Annotated in this window: 17 protein-coding genes and 1 pseudogene; 15 read left to right on the top strand and 3 right to left on the bottom strand. The window is 73.1% G+C overall.

Features of this window, described 5'->3' with window-relative positions; translation table 11 throughout:
* The first annotated feature begins 50 nt into the window (after nt 1–50).
* The gene (locus tag ACZ7GJ_RS18865) at nt 51–260 is read left to right on the top strand and encodes a DUF4287 domain-containing protein (protein ID WP_453599523.1); all 210 of its coding nucleotides are present in this window, start codon (nt 51–53) and stop codon (nt 258–260) included.
* A gap of 286 nt (nt 261–546) precedes the next feature.
* The gene (locus ACZ7GJ_RS18860; RefSeq protein WP_470753039.1) at nt 547–1,143 is read left to right on the top strand and encodes a dihydrofolate reductase family protein; all 597 of its coding nucleotides are present in this window, start codon (nt 547–549) and stop codon (nt 1,141–1,143) included.
* A 115-nt stretch (nt 1,144–1,258) separates the two neighbouring features.
* Here the strand turns inward: ACZ7GJ_RS18860 and ACZ7GJ_RS18855 are convergent, their stop codons facing one another.
* Nucleotides 1,259–1,960, bottom strand: coding sequence for an NAD(P)-dependent oxidoreductase (locus ACZ7GJ_RS18855; protein ID WP_319194394.1), 702 nt, complete (start codon nt 1,958–1,960; stop codon nt 1,259–1,261).
* 114 nt (nt 1,961–2,074) lie between these two features.
* Here ACZ7GJ_RS18855 and ACZ7GJ_RS18850 point away from each other — a divergent pair, with 114 nt between their 5' ends.
* Together ACZ7GJ_RS18850 and ACZ7GJ_RS18845 are read left to right on the top strand one after the other, a co-directional pair.
* Entirely contained in the window at nt 2,075–2,794 is a 720-nt protein-coding gene (locus ACZ7GJ_RS18850) for a TetR/AcrR family transcriptional regulator (RefSeq protein WP_470753036.1), read from the top strand.
* 334 nt (nt 2,795–3,128) lie between these two features.
* Nucleotides 3,129–3,290 (top strand): annotated as a pseudogene (locus tag ACZ7GJ_RS18845) (pirin family protein); the annotation flags it as partial.
* Between the two features lie 148 nt (nt 3,291–3,438).
* On the opposite strand, the gene ACZ7GJ_RS18840 reads toward ACZ7GJ_RS18845, so the two are convergent.
* Together ACZ7GJ_RS18840 and ACZ7GJ_RS18835 are read right to left on the bottom strand one after the other, a co-directional pair.
* Nucleotides 3,439–4,266: an SDR family oxidoreductase gene (locus ACZ7GJ_RS18840; RefSeq protein ID WP_470753034.1), complete on the bottom strand. Its 828-nt coding sequence runs from the start codon at nt 4,264–4,266 to the stop codon at nt 3,439–3,441.
* A gap of 266 nt (nt 4,267–4,532) precedes the next feature.
* The gene (locus tag ACZ7GJ_RS18835) at nt 4,533–5,537 is read right to left on the bottom strand and encodes a hypothetical protein (protein ID WP_470753033.1); all 1,005 of its coding nucleotides are present in this window, start codon (nt 5,535–5,537) and stop codon (nt 4,533–4,535) included.
* A 211-nt stretch (nt 5,538–5,748) separates the two neighbouring features.
* Here ACZ7GJ_RS18835 and ACZ7GJ_RS18830 point away from each other — a divergent pair, with 211 nt between their 5' ends.
* From ACZ7GJ_RS18830 to ACZ7GJ_RS18780, 11 genes are all read left to right on the top strand, one after another.
* Entirely contained in the window at nt 5,749–6,069 is a 321-nt protein-coding gene (locus ACZ7GJ_RS18830; RefSeq protein WP_470753031.1) for a DUF6087 family protein, read from the top strand.
* A 459-nt stretch (nt 6,070–6,528) separates the two neighbouring features.
* Entirely contained in the window at nt 6,529–9,705 is a 3,177-nt protein-coding gene (locus ACZ7GJ_RS18825) for an AAA family ATPase (RefSeq protein WP_470753030.1), read from the top strand.
* Nucleotides 9,706–10,071: 366 nt separating this feature from the next.
* Complete coding sequence (lanL, locus tag ACZ7GJ_RS18820) at nt 10,072–12,906, top strand: class IV lanthionine synthetase LanL (protein ID WP_470753029.1); 2,835 nt, start codon at nt 10,072–10,074, stop codon at nt 12,904–12,906.
* Entirely contained in the window at nt 12,903–14,747 is a 1,845-nt protein-coding gene (locus tag ACZ7GJ_RS18815; protein ID WP_470753028.1) for an alpha/beta hydrolase family protein, read from the top strand. The genes lanL and ACZ7GJ_RS18815 overlap by 4 nt, the downstream gene beginning before the upstream one ends.
* Complete coding sequence (locus ACZ7GJ_RS18810) at nt 14,747–14,863, top strand: ALQxL family class IV lanthipeptide (protein ID WP_470753027.1); 117 nt, start codon at nt 14,747–14,749, stop codon at nt 14,861–14,863. The genes ACZ7GJ_RS18815 and ACZ7GJ_RS18810 overlap by 1 nt, the downstream gene beginning before the upstream one ends.
* A gap of 47 nt (nt 14,864–14,910) precedes the next feature.
* Nucleotides 14,911–15,024 carry an ALQxL family class IV lanthipeptide gene (locus ACZ7GJ_RS18805; protein ID WP_470753025.1) on the top strand — a complete coding sequence of 38 codons (114 nt, stop codon included), beginning with the start codon at nt 14,911–14,913 and terminating at the stop codon, nt 15,022–15,024.
* Nucleotides 15,025–15,093: 69 nt separating this feature from the next.
* Nucleotides 15,094–15,240: an ALQxL family class IV lanthipeptide gene (locus tag ACZ7GJ_RS18800; protein ID WP_470753024.1), complete on the top strand. Its 147-nt coding sequence runs from the start codon at nt 15,094–15,096 to the stop codon at nt 15,238–15,240.
* Between the two features lie 22 nt (nt 15,241–15,262).
* Nucleotides 15,263–15,382 (top strand): ALQxL family class IV lanthipeptide, encoded by a 120-nt coding sequence (locus tag ACZ7GJ_RS18795; RefSeq protein WP_470753023.1) that lies wholly within the window; start codon nt 15,263–15,265, stop codon nt 15,380–15,382.
* 79 nt (nt 15,383–15,461) lie between these two features.
* On the top strand, nt 15,462–15,587 hold the full coding sequence (locus ACZ7GJ_RS18790) for an ALQxL family class IV lanthipeptide (protein ID WP_470753022.1): 126 nt from the start codon (nt 15,462–15,464) through the stop codon (nt 15,585–15,587).
* 104 nt (nt 15,588–15,691) lie between these two features.
* On the top strand, nt 15,692–17,473 hold the full coding sequence (locus ACZ7GJ_RS18785; RefSeq protein ID WP_470753020.1) for an ABC transporter ATP-binding protein: 1,782 nt from the start codon (nt 15,692–15,694) through the stop codon (nt 17,471–17,473).
* Nucleotides 17,452–19,260 (top strand): ATP-binding cassette domain-containing protein, encoded by a 1,809-nt coding sequence (locus ACZ7GJ_RS18780; protein ID WP_470753017.1) that lies wholly within the window; start codon nt 17,452–17,454, stop codon nt 19,258–19,260. The genes ACZ7GJ_RS18785 and ACZ7GJ_RS18780 overlap by 22 nt, the downstream gene beginning before the upstream one ends.
* The last annotated feature ends 29 nt before the right edge of the window (nt 19,261–19,289 follow it).

Here is a 19,289-nt window from a genome sequence, read left to right as displayed (position 1 = left end):
ACGCACTCGAACACTCACGCACACCGGAACGAACGAAAGGCACGGACGACATGTCGGACTCACTGCAGGGTGCCGCGTACTTCCCCTCGATCGAGAAGAAGTACGGCCGTCCGATCGCGGAATGGAAGGACCTGATCCGGACCTCCCCCCTGACGAAGCACATGGAACTCGTCTCGTGGCTCAAGTCCGAGCACGGCCTGGGTCACGGCCACGCCAACGCCCTGGTCGCCCACACCCTCGCGGAGGACAGCGCGAAGTAGTCCACACAGGCCGCCACTGAGCGTTCACGCTCATGTCATTGCAATGGCCGACGGTCATGTTGCATTTAGCGACAAGTCCATTGCAATGATATTGGCCAAGTGACCTGTATCGACGCAAGGTTTGATGGTTCCATCGGTTGCTGAATCGCTGAACGCAACATAGCTTCTGTTCTGTCGCGACGACAGGGATTCCAGCGGTATGGAGCCCGACATGCGCCTCCAAGCCGTCGGTGCCGCCGCAGTCCATCCCATCTGAACCCAACAAATCAGGAAGTGAGACACCCCCGTGCGCATTGCGATTGGTGAATTCATCAGCCTGGACGGCGTCGTTCAGGCCCCGGGGCACCCGGACGAGGACACCGACGGCGGTTTCGCCCACGGTGGCTGGAGCCACCCGTTCTTCGACCCGGAGGTGATGGGTGGCGCTCTGACCGAGTGGCAGACCAGCACCGAGGCCCTGCTGTTCGGACGCCGCACCTGGCAGACCATGGCGGCGGCGTGGCCGGACCGGGCCGGCGACCCGTTCGCCGACCACATGAACAGCGTCACCAAGTACGTCGTGTCCAGCACCCTCGGCGACGACGAGCTGACGTGGAACAACACCACACGCATCCCCGGCGACCAAGCACTGGACCAGATCAAGAAGCTGCGCGAAGCCGAAGGCCGTGACCTGGTGGTCATGGGCAGCGCGTCCCTCACCCGAACCCTGCTGGCCGAGGGGCTGGTCGACGAGCTTCGGCTCATGATCCTGCCAGTGCTCGTCGGCGGCGGTAAGACGATCTACCCGGCCGACGGTCACCTCCGCACGTTCGAACTGGTCTCCACGGTCGTCAGCGGCACCGGAGTGCACGTGTGCACCTACCGGCCGAAGGCCGGGGCGTAGTCGGCAGGCGTACGGGCCAATGCCGACCAGGCGGGAGACGTTCGGGTCTTCGCCTCCGTGGGCATCCGGTCCTGCCGGCGCGGTGGCGCACTGTCAGGGCCATCCGGCAGTTGGGTCAGTAGCCGATGGTGAAGCGGCGTTGGACGAAGCGCGGCAGCTCCGCCTCGTCGACGAGGGCGACGGCGGCGTCCTCCATGGAGATGCGGCTGCGCCCGTCCGCGTCGCGGACTGGCTGGTCGCCGCCGATCCGGAACCGGCCCGTACGTTCGCCGGGTGCGATGTCCTCGGCAGGGCTGAAGTAGGTCCACAGCCGGTTGGAGGTGCGCAGGACGTTCAGGGCATCGCGGTGGCCGCGCACCGCGGCGGAGTACTCCCTCGGCAGGCCGATCGCGTCGAGGGTCTCGTGTAGGAGTGCGTCGGAGTCGGCCCGTACGACTCCGGGCGCGATCTCCAGGCTGCCGGCGCCGCCGATGACGATGAGCCGGATCCGCGGATGACTCTCCAGCGCCTTTAGGAGTGCTCGCGCGGCCGTGGCGTACACCGTGGGGTCGGCGATCGAGCGGGCCACGGTGTCGGCGGTGTCTCTGGCGGCGTTTCCGGGCTGGAATCCGCTGATCAGTACGTCGAGGCCGGGTATGACGGCGGCGATGCCGTCGGCGTCGAGGACGTCGACGCTGTTCCAGGCGACGTTCTTCCGGTCCTCGTCGATCCGCGTGGCGTCGCGGCTGAATGCCGTGACGTGATGCCCCCGGTCGAGGGCCTCGGTGACGACGCGACTGCCGATTCCGCCCGTGGCCCCGATGACTCCGATGTGCATGGCTCTCCCTGGGTAGTCGTGTGCACCGCGACTGTTCTTCACGGCATGCAGAGACTATACGGCGTGAAGTTTAGATATGAGGCTCAGTATTGTGACGCTGTAGAGTAGGCGGCCATGGGAATCGTGGGAAACACCAAGGGGCGCCGTGAGCGGCTGAGGGCTGAGACGACCGCCGAGATCAAGAAGGTCGCACTGGGGCTGATGGCCTCGGGGGGGCCAGACGCGATCACGCTTCGGGCCATCGCTCGCCAGATGGGCATGACGGCCAACGCCATCTACGGCTATTTCGCTACACGCGACGACCTGGTCACCACGCTGATCGGCAACGTCTACACCTCACTGGCCGACACCGTGGACGCCGCCTGGGGCGCCGCCCCTGCCCAGGACCCCGCCGTCCGGATCCAGGCATGGGCCCGCGCCTTCAGGAACTGGGCACTGGCCAACCCCGAGGGTTTCCGCCTCATCTACGGCGACCCCGTCCCCGGCTACCTGCCCCCCGAGGGCGGCGCCGCGCCCGAAGCGGCCCACCGTGTCTGCACCGGCATCGCCGCACTCGCCGCCGCGGCCTGGCCGCACGCCGAGTTCGACTACTCACACAGTGACTTTGAGTGGTCCGACTTCGACCCCGGTCTGCTGGACAAAGTCCGCCCGGCCTTCCCCGACCTACCCCCGGCCGGCGTGGCCCTTGCCCTGCGCATCTGGAGCCATCTGCACGGCCTGGTGTCATTGGAGATTTACGGCCACCTGCAGAGTCAGACCCTCAGCCCGGAGAAGCTCTTCCGTGAAGAACTCGCTCAGCTGATCCGGTCCTTGGGCATCACCTCATCGAGCTGACGGCCCTGCACGAGCAGTCAGCTGAACGGCTTCTACGATCCAGTGCATGCCGGATCCCGAACTGGTAACACGAATCACCGCACGGCGCGCGGAACTGGATCGCGCAGTATCCGCCGGTGCTCTTCCCGGTCAGCGCCCGGTTGCGCGTGCGAGGTTGGTCAGCGATGGAACTCTGGGCAGGCGGCGCGAGGCGGCGGATCCGGGTCCGATCCAGTTCCGGAAGAAGTAGATCCCCCTGATCGCACCCCTGGCCGGGTCGCTCTGATGCTGACATTTGCTGACGTTGCAGGACCCGTAGCGCTCTGACCTGCGGAAACTTCGAGCGATCCAATCGTTCTGGAACTGGATCGGACGGCCCCAAGAGGATATCGCAGGCTTCCGCGAGGACTGGATGAACGGCACCCGCTACGGCGAGGTCAAGGGCTACGACGGCGCTCCGATTCCGGCCCCGGAACTCCCTCCAACTCGCCTGAAGCCCAGGGGTCGTACGTGCTGAACTGCGCTGACGTCAGCCGCAGTGCAGGAGACGTTCGCCCGGCGTGACGCGGCAAACGGCATCGGCCCCGGATGGGACGGCTACGCCCGCATCCGCGACTGGTACGAGAACGGGACCCCGCCGTGGAAGGGCGCCGACCCGACCGGTCTCAGCCCTGCCCGAGGAACTCGCGGGCTCCACGGAATCGGGTACTCAGCCGCTGCTGCGTGGCCCGGCAGTCCAGGCGGACGTGGAGGGCTCCCGGGAGCCCGGTATCCGCCCGCCGGCCGGCGGGCAGCAGCGAGGGGTCGAGGCCATCGCGCCGCGCGATGAGCACGCCGAGCTCGTACCGGGTGAGGGCCTCGGAGCCCGCGACATGGGCGATGCCGGCCACCCGGGAGGTGGCGAGTTCCAAGAGTGCGGCAGCCAGATCGGAGACATGCACCGGGCAACGCACGTCGTCCGTGAACAGGGCTCCTGGCCTTGTGCCAGCGGCCAGTTCGTGCACCACCCGTTCGTGGGCAGACCCCCCACCCCCGATGATCAGCGAGGTCCGCACGATGGCTGTGGCAGGGTGCAGGAGGTGAACAGCAGTCTCGGCGGCCGCTTTCGCCGCGCCGTAGGGCGTGATCGGATCGGGGAGCGCCGTCTCGTTGTAGCCGGAGCCGCGGTTCCCGGAGAACACAGCGTCACTTGAGACGTGTACGAGGCGGATGCCCCGCCTCGCCGCGCTCTGGGCTATCCGGCCAGGGCCGTCGGCGGTGACCGCCCAGTTGCTGTTCCCGCTGGAGGAGTTGATCACCACGCTGGGCTGCACCGCGTCGAGGACCTCGTCGATACGCCGGTGGTCCTGTAGGTCCAGGTGGTGCCACGAGGTGCCAGGGGCCACGCCGGGACGGGAGTTGAACGTCCCGGCCGTTGAGCGGCCGGCGGACGTCGCCTGGCGCAGCAGCTCTGTGCCCAGGAATCCACTGCCACCGATGATCAACACCGTCATGCCTGGACACGCTAGTGGAGTCGTACGCAGTCCGCGGCGGAACAGGAGATGCTTACCCCCACGAACGGCCGGACGTCCGATGGCCGAGGCCCTGCTCTGTAAGAGCGTCCGCCAGTGGGCGGTGAGCTGCGGGATACCGGATGCGGGGGCCGGCGGGGCGAGTGTCCCAGCGGTGGGTGTACCAGGCCCTGCGGATGAGGCTACGGACCGCGGTGATCACGGTGGCCAACTGAAGGAAGAACGAACCCGTCGGCGAATCGACGTGCTCACAGCGAAGTCGAGCCGTCAGGCCGAGGTCCAGTGACGTTTGCCGGGTCGAGATCGGGGTGCGGGGCCTGGCCGGGCACGGGGTCCCGTTGGTTGGCCGGCGGGACATCCCCCGCAGTCCACCCGGGGGCGGGGGCAAGGGCAGGCGCACTCCGACTGTCCCAAACGCTGGGGACCAACACCCTGTTCTCCCCGTAGTGCACCTTGATGCTGTCCTGGCGCGTCGTGCGCATCCACAACGGAGCCCCGATCAGGATACGGCTGACGCCCTCCAGCTCCGGGTCGCCTCGGAGGTTCCAGCGGCTCGGCGTGAGCGTCACGTCCTTGTAGATGACGGCCACGTACTCAGTCGCGTCGAACCCCATAATCGTGTAGCCGCGGGTTTCGGGACGCCCTTGATGATCAGCCGGGTCGCCGTAGATGCCCTGCGTCAGCGAGACCTTGAGGATCTCCAGAGCGGCCTCCTCGTCGTCGAGCAAGCACGCCGGCCCCCTCCTGGCGCTCGCCTCCGCGCCCATGCGGGCCATGAACTCCTCGATCAACGGGGCATTCGACGAGGTCCATCCGCCGGCGGAGTCTTCCGCCGGGACGTCGTAACCCTTCAGGTTCTTCAGGCTTCCGAACAGGCAGAGGTCGACACGGCGGCCCTGTTGAGTGACGGTCTGTATGTGGGTCAGGGCGGTACGCCCCGGGAGGCGGTGCTCGGGAAACCCCCACCGCTGGAACTCTGCCACCTCGGCCCAGCCCGCTCCCTGGACGTACTGCCCGGAAGTCGGGGCGTCGAGGTCCGTGACGATGGACCTGCGGAGCTTCTTCTTCAGCTTCTCGGCAATGTCGAAGGTGGTGTTCTCGCGGTCCCGGCTGGCAAGATTGACGCCGCTGCCCGCCAGACCAAGGTTCAAGGCGGGCTTGATGCGATGGTCCAGTCGAATCCCGTTGTCGTCGATCACCTCACCGACGAGCCTTTCGGACCAGTAGACGTATCTGCCCACAGGCTTGCGCAAGGTTGACCTCCGCACGGAATCAAGCCTCGGATACGGACGGACGCGAGGCCACTGACCCAGCAAGACGATCGGCAGACAACCCTAGTTCCCTCGTTCCCTAGTTCCCAGCTGTCATCCATTCCAGTGACTCCCGTACCACTCGGTAAAGTTGGGCACTCCGAATTGGAGCCGACTCTTTCCGTAGGGTGCTGCCCCTCACGGAGGTACGAGCATGACCGACGAACCCCTCGAACGCTGGGCCGCCCGCCGTCAAGGGCGCCTGCGCAAGCCCGGCGAACTCAAGGCCGTCACCCTCGGCACCGGCCCGCAACGCGCCGCCCACGTCGACCCGGATGCCCCGCGCCTGATCTTGGAATGGGATGGCTTTGCCTGGCAGCCGCTGATGCCCGTGGAAAACCACGCAGCGGCCCGCCGCGTCCTCAACCCGCAGCCGGGAAGCTCGCCCGCCGACCAGGCCGAGGCGACCGGTCCCGTCATGGGACGCAACCCCCTGGCTCCAGGTACCGGACGCCACCGCAAGCCCAGATCGTGAAGTACCCCAGCTGATTCGAGTACGTCGGCCGCCGCCCAGCCCGCGGCTCCGATCCTGAAGATGACCGCGTTCGGCATTTCCCCGCACGCTCCCACGGCGTCCCTGGCCCTGACCGGCGCTGCCCTCCCGTGGCATCACGGCTCTACGTTTTCCGGGAGTCAGAGACCAAGGCCTCAGGTGGGCGACGTCCACCACGAGTTCGTCGTCGTGGCCGCAACCGGCGACGGCGGCCGCCTCGCCCCTGAGTCGCTGCCCCTGGCCTCGGGCCGCTGACCCCCCTCGCGCTAGGAGCGTTCGCGCATTTCATTGCCCGAAACGACGCTCTCGACAGGAGCAGCGGCGGGGGAGATGATCGGCTCCACTTCTGATGATCTTACGAATGTGGCGTGAGGGTCCGGTGGTGGGTGTCCCGTCGGCCGCCCGACCGACAGGGTGCCCGCGACAGCAGGGGAGATGCCGGTGTTACGAGCGGTGGCGGATGCGGGGACGAAGGCCGCGCACGCGGAGGGATCGGCACCGGGGGCGCTGGTCGGGCGGGACGGCGAGCTGGACGAGCTCGTCCGGGTGCTGACCGCGGGCCCCCGCACCGGCCGGGCCGTGGTCGTCGAGGGGACGGCCGGCATCGGCAAGACCCGGCTGCTGACGGAACTGCGCGAACGGGCCGCGGCGACGGGGCACGAGGTGCTGCAGGCGGTGGCCACCCCGGCGGACACGGCGGTGCCCTACGGGCTCCTGATGCACGCGGTGTGCCACACCCCGGCGCTGGAGCTGCTGGAGGAGTTCAGCGACCAGCCGGCCGCGGGAGCGGCCCAGCGCCACCGCCGCAACCGCCGACTGCGGGACGCCCTCCTCGACTCCGCCCGCCGCACGCCGGCCGTGCTCATCCTGGACGACCTCCAGTGGGCCGACGACGAGTCCCTGTACCTGCTCGAACACATCCTGCGCGGGCCCTCCGACGAGCGCCTCGGCTTCGTCCTCTCCCACCGCTCCGGGGGCTGCCCGCCGTGGCTGGCGCGGACCCTCGCGGACGCCGCCGCGCTGCGGATCGTACTCGGCCCGCTCGCCCCGATGGACGCCGCCCGGCTGGTGCCCGCGGCCCCGCCCGCCCGGGAGCGCCTGCTCGTCGGAGTGGGTCGCGGCAACCCGCGTGAGCTCCGCGCCCTCCATTCCCTGACGGCCGGCCTGCCCGGCGACCTGGCCGACGAGCTGGCCCGGGAGCTGGCGGCCGGGGACCCCCGGGGCGTGGGCTCCCTGGACGGCTGGTACCCGGACCCCGACCTGCTCGGCGAGTTCGACAGCCTGTCGGCTTCCGCCCGGGCGGTGCTGCAGGCCGCCGCCGTCGCCGGAGCGGAGTTCGACGCGGCGCTCGTCGCGGAGGTCGCCGACCTGCCGGAGCGTCAGGTCTGCGACGCGCTCGACGAGCTGGCCGGCCACGGCTGCATCGTCGGCACCGCGGGGTGGTACCGGTTCAGCAGGCCGCTGCTGGGCTCCGTCGGCTACCGCCACGCAGGCCCGGCCTGGCGCGTCGAGGCGCACCGGCGGGCCGGCGCCCACGTCGACCGGCGCGGCGCCGCGCCCGGCGCCTGGGCCGCCCATGTCGAGCACGTGGCCCACACCGCGTCCGGCGACGAGCTCTCCCGGCTCGTGGACATCGCCCGGGCCGAGCTGCACCAGGCACCCGAGACCAGCATCCGTCGCCTGCGCACCGTGCTGCGGGTGCTCGCCGACCGGACCGACAGTCGTCAACGCCGCAGCGCCGCACTGCTGTTGGGCAGGGCCCTCACCGTTACCGGCCGGTTCGACGAGGCCGCCGAGGTGCTGCGCCCGCTGCTCCGCGCGTCCGGCGGGAACGTGACGGGAGACGAGGCGGCGGGCGAAGGTGATTCGGGCGAAGGTGATTCGGGCGACGGCCCGAGGGCCGCGGCGGATCTGCTCGCGCTGGGCGAGCGGCTGCGCGGCCGCGGCGAACGCGCCTACCGGTTGCTGCGCGAGGCCGACGCCTCCGGCGGTGCCCCTGGATCCGCCCCCGTGCCCCTCCCGCAGGAGGTCGCGGCCGCGCGGGCGAAGGGGGCGGACGCCGTTGCGGGCCCGCTCGGCGGCCGCCGCCCGGGCGGACGGTCGAAGGAGGCGGCGCCCCTGGCGGTCCCCGCCGCCGACGGGCTGCCGGAGGGGGTGGCCGGCGACGCCCGGCCGACCCGGGCCGCAACCCGGATCTGCTCCTCGGCGGAGGCCGAGATCAGCCTGGCCAGACGGGAGGTGATGAACGGCCGGTGGGAGCGATGTCTGAGCAGGATCGACGCCCTGGACCTGCCGTCGGACCGCCCGGAGCTCGCCGCGGCCGCCGAAGCCCTCAGAAGCCTCAGCCTGATCGTCCGGGGAGATGTGCCGGGCGCCATCGACGCACTCGACTCGGCCGAGCGCAGCGCCGACTCCCTCACCGGGAGCGAGCGGCTGCGGCTGCTCGGCGGTCTGCCCGACCTGTGCTGGGCGGAGCTCCTGCTGGAGCGGCCGAACCAGTGCGCGCGCCGGGTGGAGGAGGCCCTCACCCTCGCGGAGACCCACCGGCACCTCTACATGCTCCCGGAACTGTACGCCGTCCGCGCGTCGTTGCTGACCGGGTTCGGGCCCATGGAGGACGCGCTGGCGGCGGCGGACAGGGCGCTGGAGCTGGCGAAGTCGCTCGGCACGACGGAAATGCTCGCACCGGCCGCGGGGCTGCGGCTGCGGGCCATCCTGTGGGGAGCCGGTCCCGAGGCCGCCGGGCCGGCGCTGGCCCTGCTCGAAGGCTGCCCGGAACCCGAGACCTGGATGTGGGCGGGCTTCGTCCGGCACGTACGGGCCGAGGCCGCGCTGGCCCTGGGGCGTCCGCTCACGCCGACGGAGGCGGTCCGGTTCCTCGTCCCGCCCGACGGGGAGCGCTCCGACCCGATGCGCGTCCACGCCCACGACCTCGCGGCCGAGTTCTGGGCCCGTACGGGAGACGCCGAGGCCGTCGCCCGGCACGTCGAGCAGGCGACCCGCGTCCGGGTGCCGGGGCTCCCGGTCTGCGGCGCCGTCGCGCTGCTCGCCCAGGCCCGGCTGGCGGCCGTCCGCGCCGAGCACGAGCGGGCGGTGGAGCTCGCGAACCGGGCGGCCGACCGACTGGCGGCGGCGGGGTGGCCCGTCAAGGCAGGGCTGGCGCGTCTGGTGGCGGCACGCTCCGCCAGGAGCTCCGGGGACGACGAGGGCTTCGCCCGGGCGGTCCGCGCCGCGGAGGACCAGTTCGAACGGGCCGGCGCGCACGCGCTGCGCACCACGGCGACGGAGCTGCGCGGCGCCCACCCGCACGCAACCTCCCCCTCGCGCTCCCTGCCCTCCCCGCCTTCGGGCCGCCAGGACCCGTACGGGCACGACGCGCAGGAGCCGCCCGTGGACGGCGGGCCGTCCGCCCCGCGGGCCGTCGGGCCCGCGGCCTCCGTCTTGTCCGCCCGGGAACGCGAGATCGCGGGACTGGTCCTCGAAGGGCTCACCAACCAGGGCATCGCCGCCCGGCTGTTCGTCAGCGTCCGCACCGTGGAGACGCACCTGACGCGCGTCTACAACAAGTTGGGCATCGCCCGGCGCGGGGCGCTCGCCCGGGCACTGGACTCCGTCTGACCCGAGCGGGCCGCGCGAGCGGAGCGAGGAGAACCCCCAGAAGCACACAGAACGGCGTCGAGGTCCGCCCACAACGGCCCCGGAGCGGTCCCGCAGCACTGCGGGAGCGCCCCGGGGCCGACTCGTATCCGGGACCCCCTACGGACGTGTCGTGGTTTCCCGCAGTCCCGCCGCGGTCCGCCCAATACGGGTACGTCCTGCGGGAATCCACGACCTGCCGAGCGCACCCGCCGCAATAGCGTCCTTCCTGTGCCCGGCAGACGCCGGGGAACACGGCCCCCACACGTCGACACGCCGGGGCGAGGCATGCCTCGCCGGCCGGCGGCGGTGGCGCGGCCGGTACGGCACACAGACGGGAGCCAACAGGTGCAGCAGGTCGGAGGGTCGGGCGAGAAGCACGCAACGGCCGGCGCGGCGGACGGTTTCAGTCTGCGGGGCCTGGCACAGGCGGTGCTCGCAGAACAGGGCACACACGACTGGACGGTCACCGAGGACGACGTCTGGTGCCGCGTGATGCCGCCCGAGCGGGACCAGCGGATCCAGGGCTGGAAGCTGCACCTGTCCGCGACCCGGCTGTCGGCGCCCGAGGTGGTGCACCGCGCGGCGGGCGTCCTGGTCGCGGCCGGCTGCGGCTTCAAGTTCGCCAAGAGCATCGCGGTGGTCGAGGAGATGACCTCGGACCGCTACGACCGCGCCCAGTGCGGCAAGATCGTCACCTGCTATCCGGCGGACGACGAGCAGCTCCGCACGCTGGCGGCCGCCCTGGACGAGGCCACCGCAGGACTGCCCGGTCCGGCCATCCTCTCCGACCGCCGACTGCGCCCCGGCAGCCTGGTCCACTACCGCTACGGCGCCTACAGCGGGGTGCCGGTGCTGACGAACGACGGCAGCCACGAAATACGGGTCCAGGCACCGGATGGCACCACCCAGGAGGACCTCCGCAAGCCGTGGTTCTGTCCGCCGGCGTGGGCCGTGTCGCCCTTCCCCGAGGAGCCGGGAGCATCCGCGGCCAAGGCGCGGGAGTCGTCCGCACCCAAGACGCCGGGCCCGGTCCTGATCGCCGGCCGGTTCGAGGTCCGCGAGGCGATCCGGCACTCCGCCCGGGGCGGCATCTACCGTGCGCTCGACCACCGGACGGGCGCGGAGGTGGTGGTCAAGCAGGCCCGGGCGCACGTTGGCACCCGGGTGACGGGCGAGGACGCCAGGGACGCGCTGGGCCGCGAGTCCGCCGTGCTGGAGGAGCTCGAAGGGATCGCCCCCCGACACGTCGACCTGTTCGACCTCGACGGCCACACCTTCCTCGTCCAGGAGTTCCTGCCCGGGAGCACCCTCACCCGGTGGGTGCAGGAAGAGCTGGACCGGACCGACCGCCTGGCGGGCCTGGAACCGGCCCGCGTGGTGGAGACGGCCCGCCGGCTGGCCGCGCTGCTGGCGCAGGTGCACGCCCGGGGACTGGTCTACCGGGACTTCACCCCGAACAACATCATGGTGCTGCCCGACGGCGAGCTGCGGCTGATCGACCCGGAGCTGGCCGTCCCTCCCGGGCAGTGGACCACGCGCGGCTTCACCTCGGGGTTCGCCGGGCCCGAGCAGGCCCGCGGGCCGCGGTTCGGCCCGATGCCCGGCCAGGAGGCGGACCTCTACGCCCTCGGCGCGGTCCTCTTCTACCTGGCCGTCGGCACCGCGCCCACGTTCCCGGCGGACCAGCCCGTGCCGTCCTCCACCCGGCCGCAGCTCACCGGAATGCTCACGATGAGCGGGGTCAGCAACCGGGCCGCCCGCCTGATGGCTCCGGCCGTGCTCGGGCTGACCCGTGAGGCTCCGGAGGCGCGTTGGACCCTCGCCCGGCTGGGCGAGTTCCTGGACGGTCCCGTCCTCGACGCGCTCGGGGCCGCGCCGAGTACGGACGGCGGTTCGGCAGACGCCTCCGCGGACGAGCACCTGCCCGCCGACCGGCTCGATCCCCGGCTCCAGCAGCTCCTGGTCGACGACGGCCTGGCCCATCTGCTGGCCACCCTCGCGGAGCCGGGCGACGACACCGCGCGCCTGTGGCCCAGTACCGGATTCGGCAACAGCTCCGACGCCTGCAACGTGCAGCACGGCGCCGCCGGGGTGCTCGGCCTGCTGACCCTCGCCGACACCCACGCCGGCTCCGCCGGCAACCGCGACGAGGTGCGCGCCGCCCTGGCCCGGGTGGCGGGCTGGCTCGACCACCGCCGCACCGACGTGCCCAAGCTCCTGCCCGGGCTCTACTTCGGCCGGGCCGGCACCGCCTGGGCGCTGTACGACGCCGCGCGCCGCCTCGACGACCCGGAACTGGCCGACCGCGCCGTCGAGCTGGCCCTCGCCCTCCCCGTCCGCTGGCCCAACCCGGACGTCTGCCACGGCGCCGCCGGCAGCGCGCTCGCCCAGCTCCACCTGTGGCACGCCACCGGGCGCGAGGAGTTCCGCACGCGGGCGGCCGAGGCGGCCGACGACCTGCTCGCCGCCGCCGAGTACGACGGCGACCGGGTGTACTGGCCGGTCCCCAAGGACTTCGACTCGGTCCTCGCGGGCATCCGGCACCTCGGCTTCGCCCACGGAATCGCCGGCGTCGGGTACGCCCTGCTGGCCGTCGCCCGGGCCACCGGCGAGCGGAAGTACCTGGACGCCGCCGTCGACGCGGGCAACACCCTCGTCGCCGAGGCCGAACGGGGCCCGTGGGGGGCCCGCTGGCGCACCGGCCGCGACGACGCCCCCGGCAGCGGGATGCTGTACCACTGGTGCAGCGGGGCGTCCGGTGTCGGCACCTTCCTGGTCCGCCTCTGGCAGGACACCCAGGACCCCGCCCACCTGCGGGCCGCCGAGGAGGCCGCGGTCGCGGTCCGCGGCGCGCGGTGGACCTCGCCGACCGCGGCCTGCCACGGCCTGGCCGGCAACGGCGAGTTCCTGCTCGACATGGCCGACGCCGTCGGCGGGCCGTACCGGGGCTGGGCGCAGGAGCTGGCGGCGTCGCTCTACGCCCGGCACACCGTCCGCGAGGGCCGCCTCCTGATCGCGGACGAGAGCGGAACGGAGGTCACCGCCGACTGGAACATCGGCCTGAGCGGCGTCCTCGGCTTCCTGCTCCGGCTGCGGCACGGCGGCCCGCGTCCGTGGATGGCCGACGGCCCGGCGGCCGCCGCCGCCCCGCAGGCCGGGTGTACGGAGGTACGCCCGTGAGCACCGGCCCCGCGCCCCTGTTGCCGCCGGCCGTCGGGCAGGCCGTGCCGTCCGCCGCCGAAGTGACGTTCCGTACGAGCTTCCACTTCTCCGCCGACGGCCTGCGGGCCGCCTGCGTGGCCACCGATGCCGACGGGCGCCACCTCGCCGAAAGCTGGAGCCTGAGCCCGTCCGGTCCCCGCCTCGACATGCGCACCGGCCTGGGCAGCGACCCCGCCTGGACCCAGCTCCTGCCCCTTGACGGGACGGGCGTGCTGAAGTCCTCGTACGGGCCGCGCGGCGCCCAGTCGCTCGCCCGCCTGACCGCCGACGGCCACCAGAGCACCATCCCCGTGCCCGGCGGGCGGCCGTTGCGGCTGCTCCCGGCGCCCGGGGGATCGGGACTCCTCGCCCTCGGGGTGAGCGGCGGTGCGGCGCGCGACACCCTCGTCCTCGCGGTGCGCGCGGCGCAGCCCCGGTTCGAGGAGACCGTCCGGGTGCCGGGCACGCTGCTCGGCGGGATCGTGCTCGGCCACCGGGTCCTGTTCACCCACCTGCTCGACGACGTCCCGTGGCCGGTCGTACTGGACCTGCGCGACGGCACGCTCCGCGGCCTGCGGGCCGAGAGCGGGCCCGCCCACGTGCTGGCCGCGGCCGCGGGACGGGTGCTCCTCGCCCGGCTCACCGGAGAAGGCACCGGCCTGGCCCTCGCGGACCTGGACGGCGACGCGCCACCGCGTGCGGTCCGCGGCGACACGGGCCGCACCGGCGCCGTCCACCCGCTCGCGCTCGACCCGGACGGCGACCGGCTGGCGCTCCTCACCACGTCCGGGGCCAGATCCTTCCTCACCGTCCTGGACCCGGTCTCCGGCACCGCCCGGCAGATCGCCATGCCGCCCGGGGACCTGCTGCCGACCGCGGCGTGGACGCGGCACGGGCTGTGGCTGCCCCACTCCGACCCGGGCCGGCCGCGCAGCCTCGGCTGGGTGCCGCCCGCCGCCGCCAACCTGGAGCTGTCGGAACCGGCCCGGCCGGGCCACCGGACGGCCCGCCTGGAGACCCTCCCCGGCGCGGACGGCCCCGTCGAGGCCGTACTGTACGGGCCCGACTGGCGCACCGCCCGGCAGGTCGTACTGGCCCTGCACGGCGGCCCGAACAGCCGCTGGACCCTCGGCTTCGACCCGTTCCTGCAAGCCCTGGCGGCCGCGGGCCTGGCCGTGGTCGCACCGAACCAGCGCGGCAGCACCGGCTACGGCGCCGCCCACACGCTCGCCGTCAAGGGAGCGTGGGGCAGCCCGGACCTGGCGGACGTCACCGCCATCGGACGCTTCCTGACCCGCGAGCGCGGCACGGGGCGCGACCGGCCGGCTCTGTACGGGGTCAGCTACGGGGCCTTCCTGGCCCTGTTGGCGGCGGCGGCCGAGCCCGACGGCTGGACGGCCTGCGCGGCCGTGGCGCCGTTCCTGTCCGGGCCGCGCCTGCACGCCGACGGATCGGCGCAGGTCCGCAGCATGGTCGAGCGGCTGGACGGACTGACCGCCGTGGACGACCCCCTCGGGCCGCGCGACGTGGAGCGCCTGGCCCCCGCCCTGCACGGGCCGTTGCTGCTGGTCCACGGCGCCCGCGACGACTCGGTGCCGGTCGGCCACTCACGAGCGCTGGCGGCGCGGCTGACGGCCCTCGGCCGCCGCCCCGGCACCGACTTCCACTACCTGGAGCTTCCCGACCGCGGCCATGCCGTGCTCGGGACGGGAACCGCCGATCCGGTCGTCGCATCGGTGGTGCGGTTCCTCACCGGGCAGGGCCCCGCCCCGCCCGGGTCCGTACCGGCACCACCCGTCCCGGAGGGAGGTGATCACTGATGGAGCTCGACCCGGACGCCCTGCAGCAGTTGCCCGTCGAGGAGGAGCAGGCCAGCGGCCCGTGCCGCGCGACCTGCTGCACCTCGAACCTCCGGACCATCACGGAGACCGGATGACGACGGTCCCGTGAGCCGGAACCCGCCCCGAAAGGAGGTGATCACCCATGGAGCTCGACTTGGACGCCCTGCAGCAGCTTCCCATCGAGGAGGAGCAGGCAGGCCCCTGCGGCAAGACCTGCCGCATCACGTGCCCGAACACCTCGCCGGATCCCAGCTGACGGCGGTCCGGTGAGCCGGACCCCGCCCCCCGCGGTACCCACCGAACCCCTGAAAGGAGGTGATCACCCATGGAGCTCGACCTGAACGCCCTGCAGCAGCTCCCCGCCGAGGAGGAGCAGACCAGCATGTGCAAGTTCTCCTGCTCGACCAGCTGCACGGCTACCTGCCTGTCCACCGGCATCGAGATCGGCCAGCCCGGACCGCTGGTCTTCTGAACCTTTGGAGAGGAACACCGTCATGGAACTCGACCTGGACGCCCTGCAGCAGCTCCCCGCCGAAGAGGTGCAGGCCGGCATCTGCGGCTACACCTGCCGCGGCACCTGCCCGCGCACCTGCAAGGTCACCGGCCGCGACTAAGCGCGACCCGACCGTGATCCGCCCGGTCCCGCCCGCGGGGCGGGACCGGCACCACCGAATCCCAGAGAGGAACACCTCCATGGAACTTGACCTGGACTCCCTGCAGCAGCTCCCGGCGGAGGAGGCGCAGGCGGGCCCCTGCGGCGTCACCTGCCGCACCTCCTGCCCGAGCACCTGCGAATGGACCGGCACGAGCGTCGCGTAGCCGCCGGTGGGAGGGCCCGGCCCGGATCGGCGTACACGAACACCGTGGGCGCCGACCCGGCCGGGCCTTCCTCGTCGCGTCAACCTCCCGAGAGGACAACCGTCTTGGAGATCACCCCCGACGCTCCCGGCCCGTCCCGGGCCCGTGGGCCGGTCCTCGCCGCCCTGGCCCCCGTACGGCTGCGGCTCGCCTTCCTGACCGCCGCCTCCGCGGTCGGGATCGCGGTCTCCGTCGCCCTGCCGGCGCTCCTCGCCGGCGCGGTCGGCGCGGTGCTCGACGGCAGCGACGTCCGCGGCCCGGCCGCCCTGCTGGCGGCGGTCCTGGCCGTCGGCGCGCTCTGCGAAGCCGCCGTCGGACCGATGGCCGCCGCCGTCCAGGCCACCGGCACCCGCCGACTGCGCATGCTGACGGTCCGTCATCTCCTCGCGCTCGGGCCCCGGTCCCCGCACGCCGTCGGCGAGTCGGTCACCCACGTGGTGCAGTCCGCGCCGATGGCGGCCGGCCTGCCCGCCCGGGCTGCCGAGAGCGCCCTGGCGCTGCTGGGCGCGATGGCGGCTCTGGCCGCCCTCTGGTGGACGAACTGGCAGGCCGGGCTGACCTTCACCCTCGCCATGCCGTTGACCGTCCTGATCGCCCGGCGCTTCATGAGCGAGGCGGGCCGGGCCCAGGAGGACTACCTCAAGGCCCAGTCCCGGATCGCGGACGGCCTGGTGGCCGCCCTCGCCGGCGCCCGCACCATCCGGGCCGCGGGCACCGTCGCCGCCGAGACCGACCGCGTCCTGGAGCCGCTGCCCGAACTGTCCGCCGCCGGGCGGGCGATGTGGCGCACCCAGCGGGACGTCGTGTGGCGGCTCGGACTGCTGCTGCCCCTGACCGACGTGCTGGTCCTGGCCGTCGCCGGTCTCGCGGTGGCGGACGGCCGGCTGAGTGCGGCGGGCCTGCTGGCCGTCTCCGGGTACCTGTTCCTGGCCTCCGGCATGGTCGACCAGATCGACGCACTGCTCGGGATCGCCGAGGCCCGGGCCGGCGCGCTCCGCCTCACCGACGTGCTGCGCCACGAACCGCCCGCCGGCGGCACGGGGAGCGCCACCCCGCGCGACGGCGCCGTACGGCTGCGCGGGGTCACCGTCCGCCGCGACGGCCAACCCGTGCTGGACCGGCTCGACCTGGACCTACCCGCCGGCGCCGCCGTCGCGCTGGTCGGACGTACCGGCGCGGGCAAGAGCGTGCTGGCCGGCCTGCTAGGACGGCTCACCGACCCCGACGAGGGCGAGATCGAGATCGGCGGCGTCCCCGTACGCGACCTGCCCCTGGATCGGCTGCGCACCCTCGTGGTCCACGCCTTCGAGCGGCCCGAGCTGTACGGGCGCACGGTCCACGAGGCGATCTCGTTCGGCCGGCCGGGGCTCACCCGCGCGGACGTCGTCCGCGCCGCCCGCGCCGCGCAGGCCGACCGGTTCGTACGACGGCTGCCGGCGGGCTACGACACCCCGCTCGACGAAGCCCCGATGTCCGGCGGCGAACGCCAACGCCTCGGCCTCGCCCGGGCCCTGCTGCGCCCGGCCCTGGTGCACGTCATGGACGACGCGACCTCGGGCCTGGACACCGTGACCGAAGCCGAGGTCAGCCGTTCCGTCACCGACCTGCTGGGCGGCCGCACCAGGCTCGTGGTCGCCCACCGCGCCGCCACCGCAGCCCGTTGCGACCTCGTCGCGTGGCTGGACGGCGGCCGGATCCGCGCCTTCGGCCCACACGCCCGCCTCTGGGCCGACCCTGACTACCGGGCGGTCTTCGGCCGGCCGGACGCGCCGACCGCCGAGCCGGAACACCCCTGTGGCGCGGCTGTGGAGAAGGAGGAGGAACGGTGCCGCACCGCACACCGGTGACGGGCGAGAGGCCCCGCCTCGGCCTCAGCGCCCCCGCCGCGCGGCTGTTCGCCGACGGCCTGCGAGGCGGCGGCCGCCCGGTGCGGCGGATCGCGGGCTGGTCGGTCCTGGAGGCCGCACCCGCCCTGGCATCCGGCTGGGTGACGGCGGCCGCCCTCGACCAGGGGTTCCTGGCCGGCCGACCACGCATCGGCTTGGCCTGGATCACCCTGCTGGCCGGGCTGTACCTCGCCCGGGCCACCGCCGAGCGCGCCCTGTTCGCCCCCCTGGCCGACGTGGTCGAGCATCTGCGGGACACCCTGGTGCGCCGCGTGGTGCACGGTGTGCTGCAACGGGCCGCCGCCACCGGGCGCGGCGGCGGCTCCGCGGCCGTCGCCCAACTCAACGGCCAGGTGGACAGCGTCCGCGACCTGACCGGGACGCTGCTGCGCACCGCCAGGCCGCTGGCGGTGTCGCTGCTCGCCGCCGTGATCGGGCTGGCCGCCCTCGACCCGCTGCTCGCCGGGCTCGTGCTGGCGCCGCTGGTACCGGCGCTGGCCGTGTTCCTCTGGTCTATGCGCCGGCTGACGGCTCGCCGCCGCCTGCTCGTCCTCGCCGAGGAGGCGGTCGCCGCCCGGGCCGGGGCGGCGCTCGGCGCGTCCCGCGACATCACCGCGCTGGCGGCCGAGCGGCACGTCGCCGAGATCGTGGAACACGAGGCGGCCGCGGCGGCCCGGGCGCAGGTCGCCGTGGGACTGGCGGCCGCACTGCGGGTACCCGTCGTGCTCCTCGGCGGACAACTGCCTCTGCTGCTCCTGCTGTTGGCCGGTCCCGGCCTGGTCGCGCGCGGATCGGCCAGCCCCGGCGCCGTGGTCGGCGCGGCCACCTACGTGGCGGCCTACCTCCTGCCGGCCCTGCAGATGCTGGCCGGCGCGGTGGCCGGCTACTGGAGCCGGTTGGGCGTGGTCCTCCACCGCCTGGCCGAGGCGGCCGCCGTCGCGGAGCCGCCGTCCGCGCCGTCCGTGCCGTCCGCGCCGGCACCTGCTCCGGCCCGGACCGCCACCGCGGACATCACCGTCCGGGAACTCGACTTCGCGTACGGCCCGCACGCCGAGCCCGTCCTGCGGAGCCTCACCCTCGACATCCCCTTCGGCGACTACCTCGCCGTCGTCGGTGCGAGCGGCATCGGCAAGTCCACCCTCGCGGCGCTGCTCGCCGGGATCGCCCCTCCGACCGCCGGTACCGTCTCCCTGGGGGGCCGCCCGGTGACGGACCTCGACGAGGCGCTGCGCTGCCGGCTGTTCGCCCTCGTACCGCAGGAGGCGTACGTCTTCCCCGGTACCGTCGCCGCCAACCTGGCCTACCTCGCACCCGATGCCGCCCCGTCCCGGCTGCAACGCTCCGCCGACGCGGTCGGCCTTACCGGGGTGATCGACCGGCTCGGCGGGCTCGACACCAGGCTCCGCTCCCCGGCGACCGAACTGTCCAGTGGCGAACGGCAGTTGTTCGCCCTGGCCCGGGTCCACGCCGGCACCGCCCCGGTGGTGATCCTCGACGAGGCCACCTGCCACCTCGACCCGGTCGCCGAAGAACGCGCGGAGGCCGCCTTCGCCGAACGCCCCGGCACCCTCATCGTCATAGCCCACAGGCTCGTCTCCGCCACCCGGGCCCGCAGGGTCCTCCTGCTCGACGGCGACCGAACGGCCCTGGGCACCCATGCCGACCTCCTCACGCACAGCCCGCACTACGCCGACCTCGTCGGCCACTGGAGGGGAAAGGCGAGCTCCTCTCAACCTTCCACCTGCTAGGTGGCGTGCGCGCGGCGACCGGGTTGTCG

It is taken from the genome of Streptomyces sp. NPDC037242 (assembly GCF_055604165.1).
Note: the sequence above shows the minus strand (reverse complement) of the source record. Positions and strands in the feature narration are given on the sequence as shown.

Coding starts and splice junctions, on each gene's coding strand:
- ACZ7GJ_RS18865 (WP_453599523.1), top strand. CDS start 51: ATGTCGGACTCACTGCAGGGTGCCGCGTACTTCCCCTCGATCGAGAAG.
- ACZ7GJ_RS18855 (WP_319194394.1), bottom strand. CDS start 1,960: ATGCACATCGGAGTCATCGGGGCCACGGGCGGAATCGGCAGTCGCGTC.
- ACZ7GJ_RS18850 (WP_470753036.1), top strand. CDS start 2,075: ATGGGAATCGTGGGAAACACCAAGGGGCGCCGTGAGCGGCTGAGGGCT.
- ACZ7GJ_RS18840 (WP_470753034.1), bottom strand. CDS start 4,266: ATGACGGTGTTGATCATCGGTGGCAGTGGATTCCTGGGCACAGAGCTG.
- ACZ7GJ_RS18830 (WP_470753031.1), top strand. CDS start 5,749: ATGACCGACGAACCCCTCGAACGCTGGGCCGCCCGCCGTCAAGGGCGC.
- ACZ7GJ_RS18810 (WP_470753027.1), top strand. CDS start 14,747: ATGGAGCTCGACCCGGACGCCCTGCAGCAGTTGCCCGTCGAGGAGGAG.
- ACZ7GJ_RS18805 (WP_470753025.1), top strand. CDS start 14,911: ATGGAGCTCGACTTGGACGCCCTGCAGCAGCTTCCCATCGAGGAGGAG.
- ACZ7GJ_RS18800 (WP_470753024.1), top strand. CDS start 15,094: ATGGAGCTCGACCTGAACGCCCTGCAGCAGCTCCCCGCCGAGGAGGAG.
- ACZ7GJ_RS18795 (WP_470753023.1), top strand. CDS start 15,263: ATGGAACTCGACCTGGACGCCCTGCAGCAGCTCCCCGCCGAAGAGGTG.
- ACZ7GJ_RS18790 (WP_470753022.1), top strand. CDS start 15,462: ATGGAACTTGACCTGGACTCCCTGCAGCAGCTCCCGGCGGAGGAGGCG.